This is a genomic window from Burkholderia sp. THE68, assembly GCF_009938265.1.
In the GTDB taxonomy this organism is placed as follows: Bacteria; Pseudomonadota; Gammaproteobacteria; order Burkholderiales; family Burkholderiaceae; genus Caballeronia.
This window is the reverse complement of sequence record NZ_AP022319.1, coordinates 669,441-685,689: the sequence shown is the minus strand read 5'-3', so window position 1 is coordinate 685,689 and position 16,249 is coordinate 669,441. Positions and strand designations below refer to the sequence as shown.

15 protein-coding genes are annotated in these 16,249 nt (G+C 58.0%); 5 read left to right on the top strand and 10 right to left on the bottom strand.

From position 1 onward, the window contains the following. The 3 genes from BTHE68_RS31645 to BTHE68_RS31635 all read right to left on the bottom strand — a co-directional run bounded on the left by BTHE68_RS31645 (position 1) and on the right by BTHE68_RS31635 (position 3,059). Positions 1–951 (bottom strand): FAD binding domain-containing protein, encoded by a 951-nt coding sequence (locus BTHE68_RS31645; RefSeq protein WP_162070226.1) that lies wholly within the window; start codon positions 949–951, stop codon positions 1–3. After that, the gene (gene paoA / locus BTHE68_RS31640) at positions 948–1,598 is read right to left on the bottom strand and encodes an aldehyde dehydrogenase iron-sulfur subunit PaoA (RefSeq protein ID WP_162070225.1); all 651 of its coding nucleotides are present in this window, start codon (positions 1,596–1,598) and stop codon (positions 948–950) included. Before paoA ends, BTHE68_RS31645 begins: the two co-directional genes overlap by 4 nt. 162 nt (positions 1,599–1,760) lie before the next feature. Then, on the bottom strand, positions 1,761–3,059 hold the full coding sequence (locus BTHE68_RS31635) for a multidrug effflux MFS transporter (RefSeq protein ID WP_162070224.1): 1,299 nt from the start codon (positions 3,057–3,059) through the stop codon (positions 1,761–1,763). A 106-nt stretch (positions 3,060–3,165) separates the two neighbouring features. Between BTHE68_RS31635 and BTHE68_RS31630 the strand changes: the two genes are divergently transcribed. Continuing rightward, positions 3,166–4,074, top strand: a complete 909-nt coding sequence (locus BTHE68_RS31630) for a LysR family transcriptional regulator (protein ID WP_162070939.1) — start codon at positions 3,166–3,168, stop codon at positions 4,072–4,074. A gap of 219 nt (positions 4,075–4,293) precedes the next feature. On the opposite strand, the gene BTHE68_RS37060 is transcribed toward BTHE68_RS31630, so the two are convergent. Beyond that, positions 4,294–4,503 carry an FGGY family carbohydrate kinase gene (locus BTHE68_RS37060; RefSeq protein WP_286202806.1) on the bottom strand — a complete coding sequence of 70 codons (210 nt, stop codon included), beginning with the start codon at positions 4,501–4,503 and terminating at the stop codon, positions 4,294–4,296. An 89-nt stretch (positions 4,504–4,592) separates the two neighbouring features. Next, positions 4,593–5,543 carry a LysR family transcriptional regulator gene (locus BTHE68_RS31620; RefSeq protein ID WP_162070223.1) on the bottom strand — a complete coding sequence of 317 codons (951 nt, stop codon included), beginning with the start codon at positions 5,541–5,543 and terminating at the stop codon, positions 4,593–4,595. Between the two features lie 98 nt (positions 5,544–5,641). Here BTHE68_RS31620 and BTHE68_RS31615 point away from each other — a divergent pair, with 98 nt between their 5' ends. Continuing rightward, positions 5,642–6,301: an NAD(P)-dependent oxidoreductase gene (locus BTHE68_RS31615; protein ID WP_162070222.1), complete on the top strand. Its 660-nt coding sequence runs from the start codon at positions 5,642–5,644 to the stop codon at positions 6,299–6,301. 201 nt (positions 6,302–6,502) lie between these two features. Here the strand turns inward: BTHE68_RS31615 and maiA are convergent, their stop codons facing one another. From maiA to BTHE68_RS31595, 4 genes are all read right to left on the bottom strand, one after another. Further along, positions 6,503–7,147 carry a maleylacetoacetate isomerase gene (gene maiA, locus BTHE68_RS31610; protein WP_162070221.1) on the bottom strand — a complete coding sequence of 215 codons (645 nt, stop codon included), beginning with the start codon at positions 7,145–7,147 and terminating at the stop codon, positions 6,503–6,505. Further along, entirely contained in the window at positions 7,144–8,523 is a 1,380-nt protein-coding gene (gene fahA, locus BTHE68_RS31605) for a fumarylacetoacetase (protein WP_162070938.1), read from the bottom strand. The genes maiA and fahA overlap by 4 nt, the downstream gene beginning before the upstream one ends. Continuing rightward, a complete protein-coding gene (gene hmgA / locus BTHE68_RS31600; protein WP_232078345.1) occupies positions 8,520–9,932 on the bottom strand; it encodes a homogentisate 1,2-dioxygenase in 1,413 nt (470 codons plus the stop codon). Before hmgA ends, fahA begins: the two co-directional genes overlap by 4 nt. A 69-nt stretch (positions 9,933–10,001) precedes the next feature. Then, the gene (locus BTHE68_RS31595; protein ID WP_162070220.1) at positions 10,002–10,955 is read right to left on the bottom strand and encodes an MBL fold metallo-hydrolase; all 954 of its coding nucleotides are present in this window, start codon (positions 10,953–10,955) and stop codon (positions 10,002–10,004) included. 303 nt (positions 10,956–11,258) lie between these two features. Between BTHE68_RS31595 and BTHE68_RS31590 the strand changes: the two genes are divergently transcribed. Continuing rightward, positions 11,259–13,016, top strand: coding sequence for an FAD-dependent oxidoreductase (locus tag BTHE68_RS31590; protein WP_162070219.1), 1,758 nt, complete (start codon positions 11,259–11,261; stop codon positions 13,014–13,016). A 2-nt stretch (positions 13,017–13,018) separates the two neighbouring features. On the opposite strand, the gene BTHE68_RS31585 is transcribed toward BTHE68_RS31590, so the two are convergent. Then, positions 13,019–13,828, bottom strand: a complete 810-nt coding sequence (locus BTHE68_RS31585) for an IclR family transcriptional regulator (protein WP_162070218.1) — start codon at positions 13,826–13,828, stop codon at positions 13,019–13,021. 105 nt (positions 13,829–13,933) lie between these two features. Between BTHE68_RS31585 and BTHE68_RS31580 the strand changes: the two genes are divergently transcribed. Both BTHE68_RS31580 and BTHE68_RS31575 read left to right on the top strand, forming a co-directional pair. Further along, complete coding sequence (locus BTHE68_RS31580; protein WP_162070217.1) at positions 13,934–14,764, top strand: IclR family transcriptional regulator; 831 nt, start codon at positions 13,934–13,936, stop codon at positions 14,762–14,764. A 387-nt stretch (positions 14,765–15,151) separates the two neighbouring features. Further along, on the top strand, positions 15,152–16,237 hold the full coding sequence (locus tag BTHE68_RS31575) for a substrate-binding domain-containing protein (RefSeq protein WP_162070216.1): 1,086 nt from the start codon (positions 15,152–15,154) through the stop codon (positions 16,235–16,237). Positions 16,238–16,249: the final 12 nt, after the last annotated feature.

Below are 16,249 nucleotides of genomic sequence, written 5' to 3'. Positions count from 1 at the left end.
TTAAGCCCTCGCTTCAATCAAGACTGCGCTGAGTGTCCGCTCGACGAGCTTCAATTTGAAGGTGTTGTCAGGGGTCGGTCGCGCATTGGCAAATGCGCTTGCAATGACAGCCGACGACCCTTTCGGAAGAGACGCTTCCGCAGATTCAACACGCCATGGCTTCGGTGCCACTCCACCGAACGCGACACGTCCAGTTCCGTCTCGCTGCACGATTGCAGCAACAGACACTAACGCGAAGGCGTATGAGGCCCGGTCTCGTACCTTGTGGTAGAGGTGAACGCCTCCAATCGGAGCCGGCAACGTGACAGCAGTTATCAGCTCGCCCGGCTGCAGCGCCGTCTCAAGTTGAGGCGTCTCTCCTGGTAAGCGATGGAAGTCAGCGATTGGAATTCGACGCCTTTGATTCTGTGAGTTCACGGTTTCCACGGTCGCATCAAGCACCCGCATAGCGACTGCCATGTCGCTTGGATGCGTCGCAATACACGAGTCACTGGTACCGACTACGCCCAGCGAACGCGACGCGCCTCCTATTGCGCTACAGCCGGAGCCGGGGCGACGCTTATTGCATGGCTGATTAGTGTCGTAAAAATACGGGCACCGCGTGCGTTGAAGCAAATTGCCAGCAGTCGTCGCCTTGTTGCGGAGTTGTCCGGACGCTCCTGCCAGTAGTGCACGCGACAGGACCCCATAGTCACGTCGTACTCGCATGTCTGCTGCAAGGTCCGTGTTCCGCACGAGTGCGCCAACGCGTAGTCCACCTTCGGGCGTTGCCTCGATTCGGTCGAGATTGAGGCCATTGACGTCGACGAGATGCTGCGGCGTCTCGATTTGCAACTTCATCAGGTCCAGTAGATTGGTGCCGCCAGCAATGAACTTGGTGTCGGGGCGCCGGCTCGCAGCCGCCGCAGCTTCGGCTGGGGTGTTGGCGCGCTCGTAGGTGAATGGCTTCATGCGGCACCTCCGGCGACCTCGGTAATGGCTTCGACGATATTGGAATAGGCGCCGCAGCGGCAGATGTTGCCGCTCATGCGTTCGCGAAGTTCGTCGACGCTCAGCAGCGGCTTCTCGACCAGGCTCTTGCTCACATGGCTTGGCACTCCGCGTTTTACTTCGTCGAGCATGCCGACTGAGGAGCAGATTTGCCCCGGCGTACAGTACCCACACTGGTAGCCATCATGCTTGACGAAGGCCGCTTGCAATGGATGCAGGCGGGTGGGTGTGCCGAGGCCCTCAATCGTCGTGACGGTGTCACTCTGATGCATCACTGCGAGGGTGAGGCAGGAGTTGATGCGGCGACCATTCACGAGAACCGTACATGCGCCGCACTGACCGTGGTCGCAGCCTTTCTTCGTGCCAGTCAGGTGAATGTGTTCCCGAATCGCATCCAGCAATGTGGTGCGGGTGTCAAGCTGCAGCGTATGACGTTGACCATTGACGTTAAGCGTCACACGTGTGGTCATTTCGCTTTGCTCGATTGCGGAAGACGTCGAGCCGGTTGCCGCAAGCGCACGGTCAGGTCTCACGCTTACCGCAGCCGCCGCTGCTGCGCCACTGATGATAAAGTTTCGCCTTGATAGGGTGGGTGTATTGTCATCCATGCGCGTGCTCCTTATTTTCGCAATGGGAGGGGATAGCTGCGTTGACGCCTGACGTCTTATCGGCGTCTGCGAGAAGTTCGCCTTGTGACCACGTGTAAAAGAGCCTGTCTGCACTTAGCGAGCGCTCAAAAATCGGCCGTGCGCGAAGAACACTTTTTCAGCCTAATGAACGGAGTGTTTGCTGCTGCGTTGTAGAGTTTTCAGGACGAGCGCAGACACGGCGCTTCCAATTCCCATGAGAGCAATTACCAATCCCATTGGAAAGGGGCTTCCGTTTGCAAGCGCGCCCACGACAGCAGAGCCGGCAATTCCGGTTCCGTACTGAATGGAGCCGATAAGTGCTGATACTGCGCCCGTTCGGGTCGGAAAGATGCCCATAGCACCAGCAATCGAATTGGCGACGATAAAGCCGTTCAACGACACAAATACGAAGAGTGGTGCGACGAGGCCGGCGACACCCCCGAAATCAGTCAAAGAGGTAAGTGCGACAGCTACGCCGGACAAGGCGGCAGCGACCGCTCCGGCACGCATGATGTTGTCGCTTCCCCAGTGTCGAACATACCGCGCGTTCAACTGGTTGGTCACCATAATCCCGACGATTCCTGCTGCAAACAGCAGTCCGTACCCCTGCGGCGAAACATGGTGGTAGGTAATAAAAGCGAATGGCGTTCCTGCTATATAGGCGTAAATGCCGCCATAGAAAAAGCCGCCCGCACCGGCATAGCCCAACAGTCGCCAGCTTCGGAGCAATGTTCCGTAGGCGACGAACGCCTGTCGCAGCGGCTCGTGATTCCGCCGCTCCCGCGGTAACGTTTCAGGCAAAACCGTCAGCGCTAACAATGTGAACAGGTCGACACCCACGAGCGTCCAAAAAATGGCCCGCCAACACGCAAGATGCAGGATGACTCCTCCCACACTTGGTCCTATCAGAGGTGCAATCGCCATTACCGTTATGAGCGTGGACATCATCTGCGCCGAACGGACACCGGTATAGAGGTCTCGGACCATTGCGCGCGCCAGGACAACGCTGGCGCATGCTCCGACGGCCTGAAACGCGGGCCACATAATCATTGTGTGCGCGTCGGTGGACAACGCGCACCCCGCAGAACCCAGCACGAACAGCAAGAGACCCGCAGAAATAGGCAACTTTCGGCCAAACCGGTCGCCGATAGGTCCCCACACCAATTGTCCAAGGCTGAAGCCGACGAGGTATCCGGAGATGGTGTATTCGAGCGTACCCGCGTCCGCATGAAGGGACTCTGCCATCCCCGGCAACGCAGGAAGATACAGGTCGGTGGAAATTGAAGCGAAGGCCATCAGCAAACTGAGAATGACCAACGTGCGCAGGTGATGAGCCTTCGCGTCTGCGATAGCCGCAGATTGTTCAACGGAATCGACAGGCGACGGCGGCGTCTCAACGTTGAGATTGGGTTTTGTGGATGAATCTGTCAGTTCGGTCATGCGAAGGTGGCGTGCCGTTTGGTACCGCAAATTCCTGAAGATAGACCACCATTTAAAACTCAACAATCCGCGTATGATTGCAAGGCATATTGAGAAAAATTCATCAATGCCTCGCGCCACTATCTCCGACCTCTCTACCTTCGTTGCCATCGCGCAGCACGGAAGCTTCAGCGCGGCGGCGCGGGCATTAGGCGTCACCCCGTCTGCGCTCAGTCATACCATGCGTGCCCTTGAGGAGCGCCTGAAGGTACGATTGTTTAACCGTACGACTCGGTCCGTGGCCCTTACCGAAGCAGGACAGCAACTCTTGCTTCGTGTCGCTCCGGCAATACACGAGATGGAAGTCGCTGTGGATGAAGTCTCGTCAGCACAGCATAGCCCGTCTGGGACGGTACGCGTCAGTTGCTCGGAAACCGGCGGAAGGCTTCTTGTCCGTGAGATTCTCCCGGCTTTTCTCAAGCAGTATCCCGATATCCAAATCGAGTTCGTCGTCGACACGCGTCTGGTCGATATCGTGGCAGGTGGATTCGACGCCGGTATCCGGGTCTTTGATGACGTGCCCCGCGACATGGTCGCGATTCAGTTCGGACCGGAGATGCGAATGGTCGCGGTCGCGTCACCGGCGTATGTCGAGGAGTGGGGAATGCCGAAAGTGCCCGACGACTTGCTGAAACATCGCTGCATCCGCTTCCGATTTGAAAGCGGCGCTTTGTATCTGTGGGAGTTCGAAAACAGGGGAAAGCGAGCGTCCCTAGACGTGAAGGGGCCAATGACACTCGGCAATCTGAACCTGATGGTTGACGCTGCACTCGGCGGAATCGGAATCTCGTGGGTCCCGTTGTCGATGGTTGAGCAACTCGTCTCAGCTGGAAACTTAGTCCATCTGTTACCTGGATGGGGTCTCACGTTTCCCGGTCTCTGTCTTTACTACCCGGCGAACCGCCACACGCCTAAGGCATTGCATCTCTTTGCTAACGCCATCAGGGATTGGGTTCGAGACAAGCAAGAAACCTAGGCTTCGCGCCGCGCACCTTTCCTCGTACGCCGTTTTGGACGGAGGCATCTTGCGAAGCTGCAGCACAGATATAAGTCTGGTTCGCTAAAGTCGTAAAAAGAGTATGTTTGCATAGTAGAGTGCTTCCTCTATAACCAAAAAAAGGAGTCTCTTTAAATTCCACAGTATCGCTGGACGCAACGTTTGGTCACTCGCGCCCAGCAGAACAGCACCGTGCATCTACCCTGACAGGCCGATGGCCTGTACGCGAGCGAACGCATCGGAATGGCTATTGCGTAGCGTCGAAAGCGCTATTCCAGAGGCTTGCCACCAGTCGTCGGGGTCTTGCTCTGACCACCGATGTCGCGGCCGTGAGATTTCCAACGGATGACGAGCGGTACCGACGATACTTCCGTCGCTTGAAACGCATGAAAGGGGCGCTTCGCCGATGGCGCAGCGTACTCAATGGTTTGTCCGCCGTTCTTCGGCGACTACGGATACAACATAACGCTTGGGGTCCGATTGGTCATCATTTGCATTCAGAGCCTGACCGTTTCGGTCGGTAGCTGCGTGAAGTATGCGCGCAGCGCCCTTATAGCTGCCCGCACCTTAGCCGGCTCACTTTCGCGACGGGGCGACACAAGCGTCACCGGAAGAGCTGGTAGCTTCCAAGTAGGCAGGACCTGCACGAGCTGGTTGCGCTCAATTTGCAGATAGGCGTCGATGTGAGGCACGCGCGCGATGCCTAACCCCTGCTCGCAAATCTGTTGAAGGGTGGCTTGGGTGGTCGTCGCTATCCGCACGTCCACGGTTACGTTCTCAACTTTGCCATTTTTCCCCTGCAGCGTCAGCGTGGTCGACGACGATGCGTCTTCCGATGCTTGGTCTCCATCCTGCGAGCCCACGAGCTTTTTCTCCGATGCAATCCAATGATGGGCGGTCAGGTCCTCGGGACGAGTCGGCGTGTCATGACGTTCCAAATAGGCTGGCGATGCGCAAAGAATCATCTCGAGTTCGCAGAGCTTGCGGGCGACCCAATCCGAATTAGTGAGTTTGCCCACCCGAATGGCGAGGTCGACTCGTGCGTCAATGAGGTCGACCATCTCGTCGCTCACCAGCAATCTCAGACGCAGTTCGGGCCAGTCAGTGAGTATCGGCGCCAGCGCCGGTGCCACATACGAGCCAAACCCGATTGGGGCTGCGATACGAAGCTCGCCCGTTGGCGCATCGCGCGCTTCCGACAGGGAATCGGTCGCCGCTGTGTAGGCTTCCTTCAATCGAAGGCAATGCTCATAGCACCGCTGTCCGTCTTCCGTTAACGTCAGCTTGCGCGTTGACCGATGAAGCAGGGTGACGCCGTATTGTCGCTCCAGACCCTTGATTGTCTGACTGACCGCAGAGGGCGTCATGCCTAGCCGCGCGGCTGCGGCGCTCATCGAACCTCGTGAGACCGTTTCAGCGAATACGAAGAGAGGTCGCAAGTCGTTCATTCTGAACCTCAGCTTAAAACACCTTGTCATTTTCTGGGTATTTTAAAGCAGCCATACAAGCGCTAACGTCTCTCTCACACTATTTCTTGGAGGTCGAGATGAAAGTTGCGTTGATTGGTGGAACCGGATTTGTGGGCAAGCACATCCAAACAGAGTTGCTTCGACGAGGGCACGTGGTCACGGCGCTCGCGCGAAAGGCTCCCCCGGCATCAACTGGAGAACAGCCTTTGTTCGTCGAGGGCGACGCCTATTCCCCCGACTCCGTTGCTGCCGCCGTTCGTGGTCACGATGCTGTTGTGTCTGCGTTCAATCCAGGTTGGAAAGACCCGGACCTCTACGACAATTTCATGCGTGGAAGCGCGGCAATCGTCGAGGGCGTGGAAGCGAGTGACGTCCGAAGACTGATTGTGGTGGGCGGAGCCGGAAGCTTGTTTGTTGCTCCCGGCGTGCAGCTTGTGGATACGGAAAATTTCAAAGCACACGTGCCGCCGAACATCGTGCTCGGTGCACAGGCTGCGCGGGACGCTTTGAACGCAATCCGCAGTAACACCGCTCTTGACTGGACCTTCGTAAGTCCCCCCGCGTTGCTCGCAGGAGGCGAGCGGACAGGAACCTACCGTGTTGGTCATGAAAATCTGTTGATGGAGGAGGACAAGCCGGCCGGCATCTCGGTTGCCGACTTTGCTGTCGCTGTCGTCGATGAGATTGAGAATCCGAAGCACAAGCGCGAGCGGTTCACGGTCGCACGCGAAGCTTGAATCGTTCCAGTTAAGGTTCGCAAGATGCACGCAGCGCGTTGCAGGCGAAGCAATCGACGCTCTGATTGTTTCCTGGTGTGAAGGGAGTCAAACGAGCGCCGGTAGGATTTGCGTCACGACTCGGGCTCCGAACGCAGCCGCCATCGGCCGGCGGAAAAGCAAGAATAAACAGCCAGCACGTCTGCTGGCTGTTCTGAACTTTTACTCTGCGTCCGGTTGATTCGCTGGTTCAGCTTGTCGAAACGCTTCCAACGCCATTGCTCTGTCAGCAATGCCCACGACAGTTGGGTAGTTCTCGAGCGGAATGTTGAACCGCCGCGCATTCCATACCTGAGGAACCAAGGAGATATCCGCCAGAGTCGGCGTGTTACCGAAGACGTAGTCCTGCGCGCGCTCATCGTTACTGAGTCGAGCTTCCAGCGATGCGAAGCCGGCGTCCACCCAGTGCCGATACCATTCGGTCTTCTGCTCCTCGGTGATGCCGAGTTTGCTCTTCAGGTACTGAAGCACACGCAGATTGTTCAGCGGATGGATTTCACACGCTACCTGCAACGCCACGGAACGCACGTAGGCACGGTCCGCCGGGTCGGAAGGCAATAAGGCCGGCTCGGGGTGAAGCTCATCCAGGTATTCGACAATGGCGAGCGATTGCGTGAGCACCTGCGAGCCGTCTTCGAGCGTCGGGACAAGGCTGTCCGGATTGAGCGAACGATAAACGGAGGACAGTTGCTGGCCACCACCCTTGAGCAGGTGGACCGCCGCATACTCGTACGGCAATCCCTTCAGCGCCAGCGCGATGCGCACACGATACGAGGCGGAGCTGCGGAAGTAGCTGTACAGCTTCATGCAACGGTCTCCGCTTCGGCCGTCTCAAGCGCGGGCAAGATTTCGCCGACGCATGACCCGAAGCCCACGCGGTAGCCGTCACCCTGACACCAGCCACGCAAAGTGAGCTCGTCCCCGTCTTCGATGAAGCTGCGGACTTCGCCGTTGCCGACATCGAGCGGCTTCTGGCCGTTCCAGGTCAGCTCAAGCAAGCTTCCGAACGTGCCAATGCCAGGTTGACCTGCAGACTCCGGTCCGCTGATTGTTCCCGAGCCCATCAAATCACCGACGCGGGTGTTGCAGCCGCCCGATGTGTGATGTGCCAGTTGCTGCGCCATAGTCCAGTACATGTACTTGAAGTTCGTACGTGCAATCGTCGTCGCCGTGTCAGCGGACTTTGGCTTGAGCAGGACTTCGAGTTCGAGGTCCACGCCCGCGCGAGACGCGCCGAGAAGGTAACCCAACGGCTCCGGCTCTTGCGCCGGTTGTTCGACGCGGAACGGCGAAAGCGCATCCATCGTCACGACCCACGGCGAGATGGTCGTGGCAAAGCCCTTCGAGTTGAACGGTCCCAGCGGCTGATACTCCCACTGCTGAATGTCTCGGGCACTCCAGTCGTTGAGGAGCACCATCCCGAAGATATTGCCATCGGCATCCTTGGCATGAACGGGTGCGCCTAGTGCGTTGCCGACGCCAACGAAGAAACCTGTTTCCAGTTCGATGTCGAGCTTGCGCGAAGGTCCGTACGTCGGGCGTGCATCCTCAGGCGCCTTGCGCTGCCCGTTCGGACGACGCACAGGCGTGCCGCTGACGACGACCGATGATGCACGGCCGTTGTACCCGATGGGAATCTCAAGCCAATTTGGCATGAGAGCGTTCTTCGGGTCTCGGAACATGCAGCCGACATTCGTTGCGTGTTCACGAGATGAGTAGAAGTCCGTGTATCCCGGAATCTCGAACGGAAGATGCATCGTCGCGTCGCTCTGCCGCACCATGGTACGTTCACGAAGTTCGACGTTGTCGCGCAACGTACCTACATCCGTCGACAGCAATGCGGACAGCTGGCCGCGCAGGCTGCGCCAGACCGGACGACCAAGTGCCACGAAATCGTTGAGTCGCTTCTGTTGAAAGACGCTCTTCGGATTTCCATCATCGTCGACTACCGTGTAAGGGACCGAGATGGCGCGAGATGCTTCTAGCGCAGCCAAGTCGACAATCCAATCACCGATAGCGACACCAACGCGGCGAGCGTCGGAGCCGCCGCCACTGAAAATGCCGAACGGAAGATTCTGGATAGGGAAATCCGTCTTGCCATCATTAGCGGATTCGACCCAACTCTTGAGCCTAGCCCGTGTAGTCTGGACTACGACGTCGTCCTCGCCTGTGCTTGCATTCATGACTTCGCTTCCGGATTGAATCGATTTGTGAGGCCTTGCCAGCATTCGAAATACTCGTTCTGAAGCTGAGAGGTTTCGAGGGCAAACTGCGTCGGCTTGATGAGCGTGCGAGTCTCGAACATGAACGCCATCGTGGAGTCGACTTTGGCCGGCGTCGACGTGTCAGAGAACGATGCTTTCTCGAACGTGCCCGCGTCCGGTCCGTGCCCTGACATGCAGTTGTGCAAGCTCGCGCCACCAGGTACGAAACCCTCTGCCTTTGCGTCGTACTCGCCGTGAATCAAACCCATGAACTCGCTGGCTACGTTGCGATGGAACCAGGGAGGGCGGAACGTGTCCTCGCCGACGAGCCAGCGCGGCGGGAAGATGACGAAGTCAATGGAGTCGACGCCCGGCGTGTCGCTGGGCGATTGCAAGACCAAGAAGATGGAGGGGTCCGGATGGTCAAAACTGATTGAGCCAATCGTATTGAACCGACGGAGGTCGTACTTGTAAGGTGCGTAGTTTCCATGCCATGCGACGACGTCCAGCGGCGAGTGACCGATATCAGCACGCCAAAGGTTTCCATTCAATTTGGCGACCAGCTCGAACTGTCCTTCACGAACCTCGTACGCGGCGAGTGGCGTGAGAAAGTCCCGTGGATTCGCCAGGCCATTCGACCCAATCGGTCCAAGGTCCGGCAATTGAAGCAAGGCGCCGAAGTTCTCGCAGACGTATCCGCGCGCTTCGCCGTCGGGCAACTCGACGCGGAATCTCGTGCCACGCGGAATGACCGCAATTTCCTGTGGCGCGACGTCGAGCAGTCCAAGCTCGGTTGCAATGCTAAGCCGACCTGCCTGAGGCACAATTAACAATTCGCCGTCGGCACTGTAGAAGAATCGATTCGACATTGACCGATTCGCCGCATACAAGTGGATGGCGCATCCTGACATCGACTCTGCAGACCCGTTGCCAGCCATTGTTACCAAACCGTCAACAAAATCCGTCGGGTTCGCCGGAATAGGCAGTGGGTCCCAACGCAGCTGGTTGGGCGGCGTCGGAGGTACCCTGGAAAAGTCGCCGACCAGCCTGCTGTTTTCCATCAAGGTGAACGGCATATGCACGGCGGCAGGGCGCACGCGGTACAGCCACGAACGGCGATTGTGAGAACGAGGTGCAGTAAAAGCCGTGCCGGAGAATTGCTCGGAGTAGAGGCCGTACGGCGCGCGCTGAGGGGAGTTGCGACCAATCGGAAGAGCCCCGGGAATGGCCTCGGTCGCAAATTCGCTTGCAAATCCGGATTGGTAACCTGCTGGGTGTGCGGAGTGCGCTGACTCCGTCGGCGCGCGCTTCAGTTGAGCGTTGCGCAAAGGTGTCGCCGACGGAATCGGCTCAAATTGAAGTGATGCTTCTTGCGTCGGCTGTTCCACCATGTTGCTCCGAAGAAATTCGCTAGCCATTGCGCTGGCCGCGGCGTGCGACCAGCGAATCTACGACAGTTAGCCTTCCAGCGTTTCCCACATCTCTTTGTCGCGCTGTGCGGTCCAGATTCGCGGGTCGGGATACTGAGTGGCTTCGTCGTGTGCACGCGTGACGTCGAAAGGCATGCAGTGGTCGAAAATGACCCATTCGCCAAATTTCGGTTTGAGTTCGGCGTAGGTGTCCTTGTAGATTGCGTTCAAGTCTTTGCCTTGGCTCGCGCCCGACTTGACCTTGCTATAGAGCTCGCTGACGAAGGCGCGAGTGCCTGCAAGACCATCGGCCACCTCTTGCGGGGTCTTCAGAGCAGCGCCTCGACCCGGTACAAGCTTCTCAGGCTTCAGCGCGGCGATTGCATCCAGCGTCGCGGGCCAATCCTGGAAGTACGCATCCCCGGCGTACGGCGTCGCACCGTATTCAACGAGGTCGCCGGAGAGAAGCGTCTTCTCTTGCGGCAGCCACACAACGGTATCCCCCTTCGTGTGACCGCGACCAAGTTGCAGAATCTGGACTTCAAGCTTCCCCATCCAGAGGGTCATCTTCTTCTGGAAGGTAAGAGTCGGCCAAGTCAGTCCCGGAACGGATTCGACCGCTTGGAACAGACGCGGGAAGCGCTCAATTTCGCTCTTCATGTCTTGTTCGCCGCGCTCGACAATCAGGTCGTACGTGTCTTGGCTGGCAATGATTTGCTCTGCGTTGTAGGCAGACGCGCCGAGCACCCGAACAGCGTGATAGTGCGTCAGCAACACGTATTTGATGGGCTTATCAGTGACTTCGCGAATACGGCGAATGACGTCTTGGGCCATCACCGGGGTTGCTTGCGTATCGGCCACGAGCACCGCATCGTCACCGACGATGATGCCTGTGTTCGGGTCGCCCTCAGCGGTGTAAGCGTAGGCATGCTCGGAAAGCTGCTCGAACGTGACCTTCTTCTCCTCCACATCCGCGTGGGACGCGAATTTCTTCTCTGACATGGTCCTACCTCAATTTGGAAAGTTCATGGGGGCCTGCGCCGCGCCGTAGCGCCCGCTGCAGTCGTTCATTGAATTATACATAGGAGAATGCAATCGCATATAGACAATTTCCCCAATGCACGCCGATGTCTCACTGGGTTGGTGACGCGAGAGTTTCCAGAGCACCGGAAATTATACCTACGCAATTTAGATTGCAAAGAGCAAAAAACCGCGTACCATTCTTCCATGGGCGCCAGGGTGGCGTCGAATTGGGGAATGAACGTTCGACGCGTCCCATTGATGCGTCTTCCTGGGAGAAAGGCAATGCCTGTGGAGAAGGATTACGAGTGCGACGTGCTGGTCATTGGTTCGGGCGCGTCGGGGATGTCGGCAGCGGTGACGGCTGCCTCGAAAGGTCTGAAGGTTCTTGTTATCGAGAAAGAGCCGAAATTTGGCGGCTCGACTGCGCGTTCCGGTGGTTGGCTTTGGATTCCGAACACCTATCTGGCAACTCAACAGGGCATCTACGAGCCAGAGGGGAGCGCGAAGACCTACCTCTCTCACGAAGCAGGTGATAGTTTTGACGAAAAGCGTGTCGACGCTTTCTTGAAGTACGGTCCCGAGGCGGTGGAGTACTTCACCACGAAAACAGCTGTCCGCTTTGACATGCCGCTGGTGTTCCCGGACTATCACGCCGAAGCTCCCGGTGGACGACAAGGCGGTCGTTCGATGGTCACGCGGCCTTTCGATGGTCGCGAACTCGGAGACCATATTAAGAACCTTGCTCCAGCTCTGCCGGAATTGACGGTATTCGGGATGATGCTTGGCTCAGGCAAGGAAATCGTGCACTTCATGCGCGTCACAAAGTCGCTGAAGTCCGCTTGGTACGTCACGAAACGTCTTTCGAAGCATTTCACAGACGTCATGAAGCATGGACGCGGCATGACATTGACGAACGGGAACGCGCTCTCCGGCCGCCTTGCGAAGTCGCTTTTCGACCTGAACGTTCCCCTGTGGCTCAATACCAAGGCTAGCTCGCTGACGTTCGAGCGCGGCAGGGTCACCGGAGCGGTCCTCAGTCGCGAGGGCAGGCCGGTGCATGTGATAGCGAAGCGAGCCGTCGTGCTGGCATCTGGCGGTTTCCCGTACGACATCGAGCGACGCAAGCAGATGTTCCCGCATGCGCCCACCGGGCAGGAGCACTTCTCGCCGTCGCCGACCGGAAACACCGGGGACGGGTTGCGCCTCGCTGAGTCAGTCGGGGGCGAGGTGAGCACAACGCTTCCTAATGCAGCCGCCTGGGTCCCGGTGTCGCTGCTCAAGCGCAAAGATGGAACGACGGGCATCATGCCGCACTTCATCGACCGCGCGAAGCCTGGCGTGATTGCCGTGCTCAAAAACGGTCGGCGCTTCACGAATGAGGGCAATTCGTATCACGATTTTGTCCAGGCGCTTGTGGCCGCGACTGAGCCGGGCGTAGAGATTTCGGCCCACCTTATCTGTGACCACAAGACCCTGCGCACCTATGGCTTGGGCAGCGCAGCCCCATTCCCAATGCTCGTTGGGCGCTATCTGCGCACCGGTTACCTTGTCCGCGGCAAATCAGTCGAGGAACTTGCGCGAAAGATTGGCGTCGATGCCGATGGTCTGCATCGGACGGTCGAGGGCTTCAACGAAGAGGCAAGACTTGGCCGAGACCCGCAGTTTGGAAAGGGCAGCCTCGCCTATAACCGCTACCAAGGCGATGCGCTGCATGGCCCGAATCCTTGTGTTGCACCGATTGAGCGCGGTCCGTTCTATGCACTAAAGGTGCGTATTGGCGATATCGGCACGTTCGCTGGCCTGAAGACCGACGCTAGCTGTCGCGTGCTTTCAAAGGACGGAGCGCCGATTTCCGGTCTTTTCGCGGTGGGTAACGACGCGTGCAGCATCATGGGAGGAAACTATCCCGGAGCAGGCATCACGCTGGGACCGGCACTCACGTTCGGCTACATCGCCGGAACGGCGATTGCCGATTGTGACGCCGGAGAATTCCCCGGCGCAGGTTCTGCGCCGGTCGGGACGCTGGCTTTCCAGCGCTAATATCAAACTTCGCTGCCCTGCGTCGCCGAATAGCCGAGTCTGTAAGACAAGTCGGCTGCGGTTTGGCGCAGGGTCAGCGCGAGGTCGCCGTCCCAACGCGTGTCGAATGTGCCGGCAGGACCTACGAGCGTGATAGCGAGTGCGATGGTGCCGTTGAACATGAAAACAGGCGCGGCAATAGCATTCACACCCGGCAAAGGATGACCCGACGTCCTAGTCATGCCTTCTTCGCGAATCCTCTCATACTGACGGAAGAGCTCCTGTTTGTCCGCAGTTTTGAGGCTGACAGCGCCGCTCAGACGAATTCCCTCATCCTCCAACGCTTTCTGAACCAACGGTTCCGGCATATACGCGCCGAACAGCCGGCCCGTCGCCGTATTGACGAGTGACATAATGGTTCCGACTCGCAGAGTCAAATGTAGCGGGTACGACGGGTCTTCCTGCCGAACGACCACGGGTCCGTTTGGTCCCCAGGTGGTCAGGAACACGCTTTGACCGGTCTTTGAAGCGAGGGCTAGGACGTCCTGCTCTGCCTCCCGGAGGGGATTCAAACGTTGCAGCCCGTAGAGGCCAAGTCGTAGTGCAAGAGCGCCGGGCGCGTAGTCGCCCGACGGCTCCACCCGTTGTACGAGCTGCAGCTTGATAAGGCTAACGAGATAAGGAAACAGCTTGGCGGGAGGCATGCCTGTGACCTGAGCAATCTCTTTGAGCGCCATCGGCGAATCCGAATGAGTCAGCGCAAGCAAAATCTCGCTGCCGACTTCAACAGACTGGATTCCTCGTTGGGCTTTCTCGGTGCTATCGGTGTCCATGCGTGTTTTTCAGCAGTGTGCAACTCAGGAAAGGCTTCCTCGTCGCGTACGAAGAGCCGGTAAAATCAGCGTACTACACATTAAGCTCGTGCAGCAGAGGATTGCATGGTAACGAAGCAGCGTGCAAAAGAAAATGCGGAAAGTCACGATTCGAGTGAGCGGAAGGAGCAGCGCGGCATCCAGAGCATGGAAGTTGGCGGTCGGTTCCTTCAGTACCTCGCAGATGCGGGCGAGCCGGTCACGCTCGCGGAGCTCAGCGCACGTAGCGGCATTCCGACCAACCAGGTCTTTACCTACATGGTCAGCCTCTTGCGGACCGGCTTGGTAAAGCGGGACCCTGTGACATCGCGCTTCGAGCCCGGTCCGCTTTCGTTGCGGATGGGCCTCCACGCTTTGCGCATGGTTCCGGCGGTTCGAAACGCCATGAAGCCGTCTATCGACCTCGCAACTCGGGTCGAGCAGAGCGTGCTCCTTGCAGCTTGGGGCGACCGGGGTCCTACCGTCCTGCAAAGCATCGAACCGGCTGCGTCCCTTCACGCTGGCATTCACGTCGGTACCGTGATGTCCCTTGCTCATTCGACTACGGGCCGTGTTTTCGCGGCCTTCAAGGACGCGCGGCAGCTCGACGAGCTCGTGAAGAAGGATATCGGAGCTCAAACCCCCGAAGGGGAGCATCTGACCCGTACGCAATTCGAAAGTATCCTTGCTGACGTACGGAAGCGAGGTCTTGCGCGTGGCGAAGGAATGCCAATTCCTGGAATCAACAGTATCAGCGCGCCGGTGTTTGACGGTAGCGGAGAGATAGTTCTCGTCCTTACGCTGTTTGGTGTTGCCGGTACGTTCGACGTCGCGTGGAAAGGTACGCTCGCGACGAGCCTTCTAGAGACCACGAAATTGTTGACGGAGCAAAACGCCTCCAACTCTGCCATCCGCTAATCCACTCAGGTCACCAGCTTGGCGTCGCTCCACGTCTTCCTGCTCTCTGCTGGAACAGACTCCTTTCGCTTCTCGTCCACCGTGTGGGCGGCGCTTTACGCCGCCCAGTGAGCAATTGCTCGCCGGCCATCGCCTCAGTGTTATCCCTCACCGGCGGCAATCTTCATCTTCAACGAAATCCTGCACTCGTCTTGAGCGCCTTGAAAAGCGGGCCTCACCTGTCCAACGTCGGCGCGACGGGAACATGTCCGACCTCCGGCTGGCGTGAAGAGGCAAAAGAATATGGCGCGTCAAGTCGTGAAGGCGGTCGACTGCGCTCCTATAGTCGGCGCAGAGACGTTGATGCGATGTTGATTGATGAAGTCCATATTCCAAATGGAGGAGACGATGGCGACGCTTTTTAAATGTTCCGTGGGTGCACTTGTCGGCGGTGTTGTCGCGGCGACTACGTCGGTTTCGATGGCGACGGAGTCTATTTCTGTCCAGAAACAGGCGGACATTACCACGATGTGCGGGAGCAAGCCCATGGTCGTGGGTCTGTCAGACGGCTATGGCGGCAACACATGGCGCAAGACTGCCATCGCAGAGCTCAAAGATGAAATTGGCCGCTGTAAAAACCTGAAGCGGTTCATCTACATGAACGCCAATGGAGACCAGCAAAAAGCCAACTCAGACATCAATAGCATGGTGGCGCAGGGCGTCAACGTCCTCATCGTCTACCCTGACTTTGGTGCGGCGCAGATTCCCGCCATGCGTGCAGCCACGCGCGCAGGCGTCACGGTCATTCCATACATGGCTGAACTTCCCGGCGTCGCTGGAAAAGACTACGCGGCGAACGTCAGCGCCGACCTGCTTCGCATCGGCGGCGCTTGGGCTGATTGGTTTGGCCAGAACCTGAAGAAAGGGAACGTCGTCTTCCTCGGTGGTATCCCCGGTGCCCCGGCATCGCAAACGTTCCTCGAGGGGTTCAAGACGCATCTTTCGAAATACCCAAGCCTCAAGTTGGTTCAGAACGATTTCGTCGTGACGAACTGGAATCCGATTGATGCCCCTAAAGCCGTTGAAGGCGTGATTGCCAAATATTCACAGATTGACGGACTCGCGGCCGACTACGGTGTGACGGCGCTCGCTGCAGTCAAAACCTTCCAGCACGCAAATCTTCCGATTCCTGCTATCGCGACAGGGTCAAGCAACAATGAACTCAGCTGCAAGTATGTGTCGATGAAGGAGGCGGGGAAGCCATTCCCGTATTACTCGCTTGATGGCATGACCACGGTCATTCGATTCGCAGCGCGTCGCGGTGTTGCCGCATATCAAGGTACGACTGACAACGAGCCGCTCAAGGTGTTCCCGTATACCTACGCAGACAGCGGTGCGGGTATCGCTCCCAAGTGCGATTCAGCGGCGCCGCCTGATGCGGATTTCTCTTCGAGTCTCACCGTCGACAAGCTGAAGGCGGTATTCACACAGTAACGGAAAGTTGAT

Excerpts from the sequence above, each read along its gene's own strand:
- BTHE68_RS31595 (WP_162070220.1), bottom strand. The coding sequence starts at position 10,955 with ATGTCAGAGAAGAAATTCGCGTCCCACGCGGATGTGGAGGAGAAGAAG.
- BTHE68_RS31590 (WP_162070219.1), top strand. The coding sequence starts at position 11,259 with ATGCCTGTGGAGAAGGATTACGAGTGCGACGTGCTGGTCATTGGTTCG.
- BTHE68_RS31575 (WP_162070216.1), top strand. The coding sequence starts at position 15,152 with ATGGCGACGCTTTTTAAATGTTCCGTGGGTGCACTTGTCGGCGGTGTT.
- BTHE68_RS31580 (WP_162070217.1), top strand. The coding sequence starts at position 13,934 with ATGGTAACGAAGCAGCGTGCAAAAGAAAATGCGGAAAGTCACGATTCG.
- BTHE68_RS31645 (WP_162070226.1), bottom strand. The coding sequence starts at position 951 with ATGAAGCCATTCACCTACGAGCGCGCCAACACCCCAGCCGAAGCTGCG.
- BTHE68_RS31635 (WP_162070224.1), bottom strand. The coding sequence starts at position 3,059 with ATGACCGAACTGACAGATTCATCCACAAAACCCAATCTCAACGTTGAG.
- BTHE68_RS31585 (WP_162070218.1), bottom strand. The coding sequence starts at position 13,828 with ATGGACACCGATAGCACCGAGAAAGCCCAACGAGGAATCCAGTCTGTT.
- BTHE68_RS31615 (WP_162070222.1), top strand. The coding sequence starts at position 5,642 with ATGAAAGTTGCGTTGATTGGTGGAACCGGATTTGTGGGCAAGCACATC.
- paoA (WP_162070225.1), bottom strand. The coding sequence starts at position 1,598 with ATGGATGACAATACACCCACCCTATCAAGGCGAAACTTTATCATCAGT.
- BTHE68_RS31620 (WP_162070223.1), bottom strand. The coding sequence starts at position 5,543 with ATGAACGACTTGCGACCTCTCTTCGTATTCGCTGAAACGGTCTCACGA.
- BTHE68_RS31630 (WP_162070939.1), top strand. The coding sequence starts at position 3,166 with ATGCCTCGCGCCACTATCTCCGACCTCTCTACCTTCGTTGCCATCGCG.
- fahA (WP_162070938.1), bottom strand. The coding sequence starts at position 8,523 with ATGAATGCAAGCACAGGCGAGGACGACGTCGTAGTCCAGACTACACGG.
- maiA (WP_162070221.1), bottom strand. The coding sequence starts at position 7,147 with ATGAAGCTGTACAGCTACTTCCGCAGCTCCGCCTCGTATCGTGTGCGC.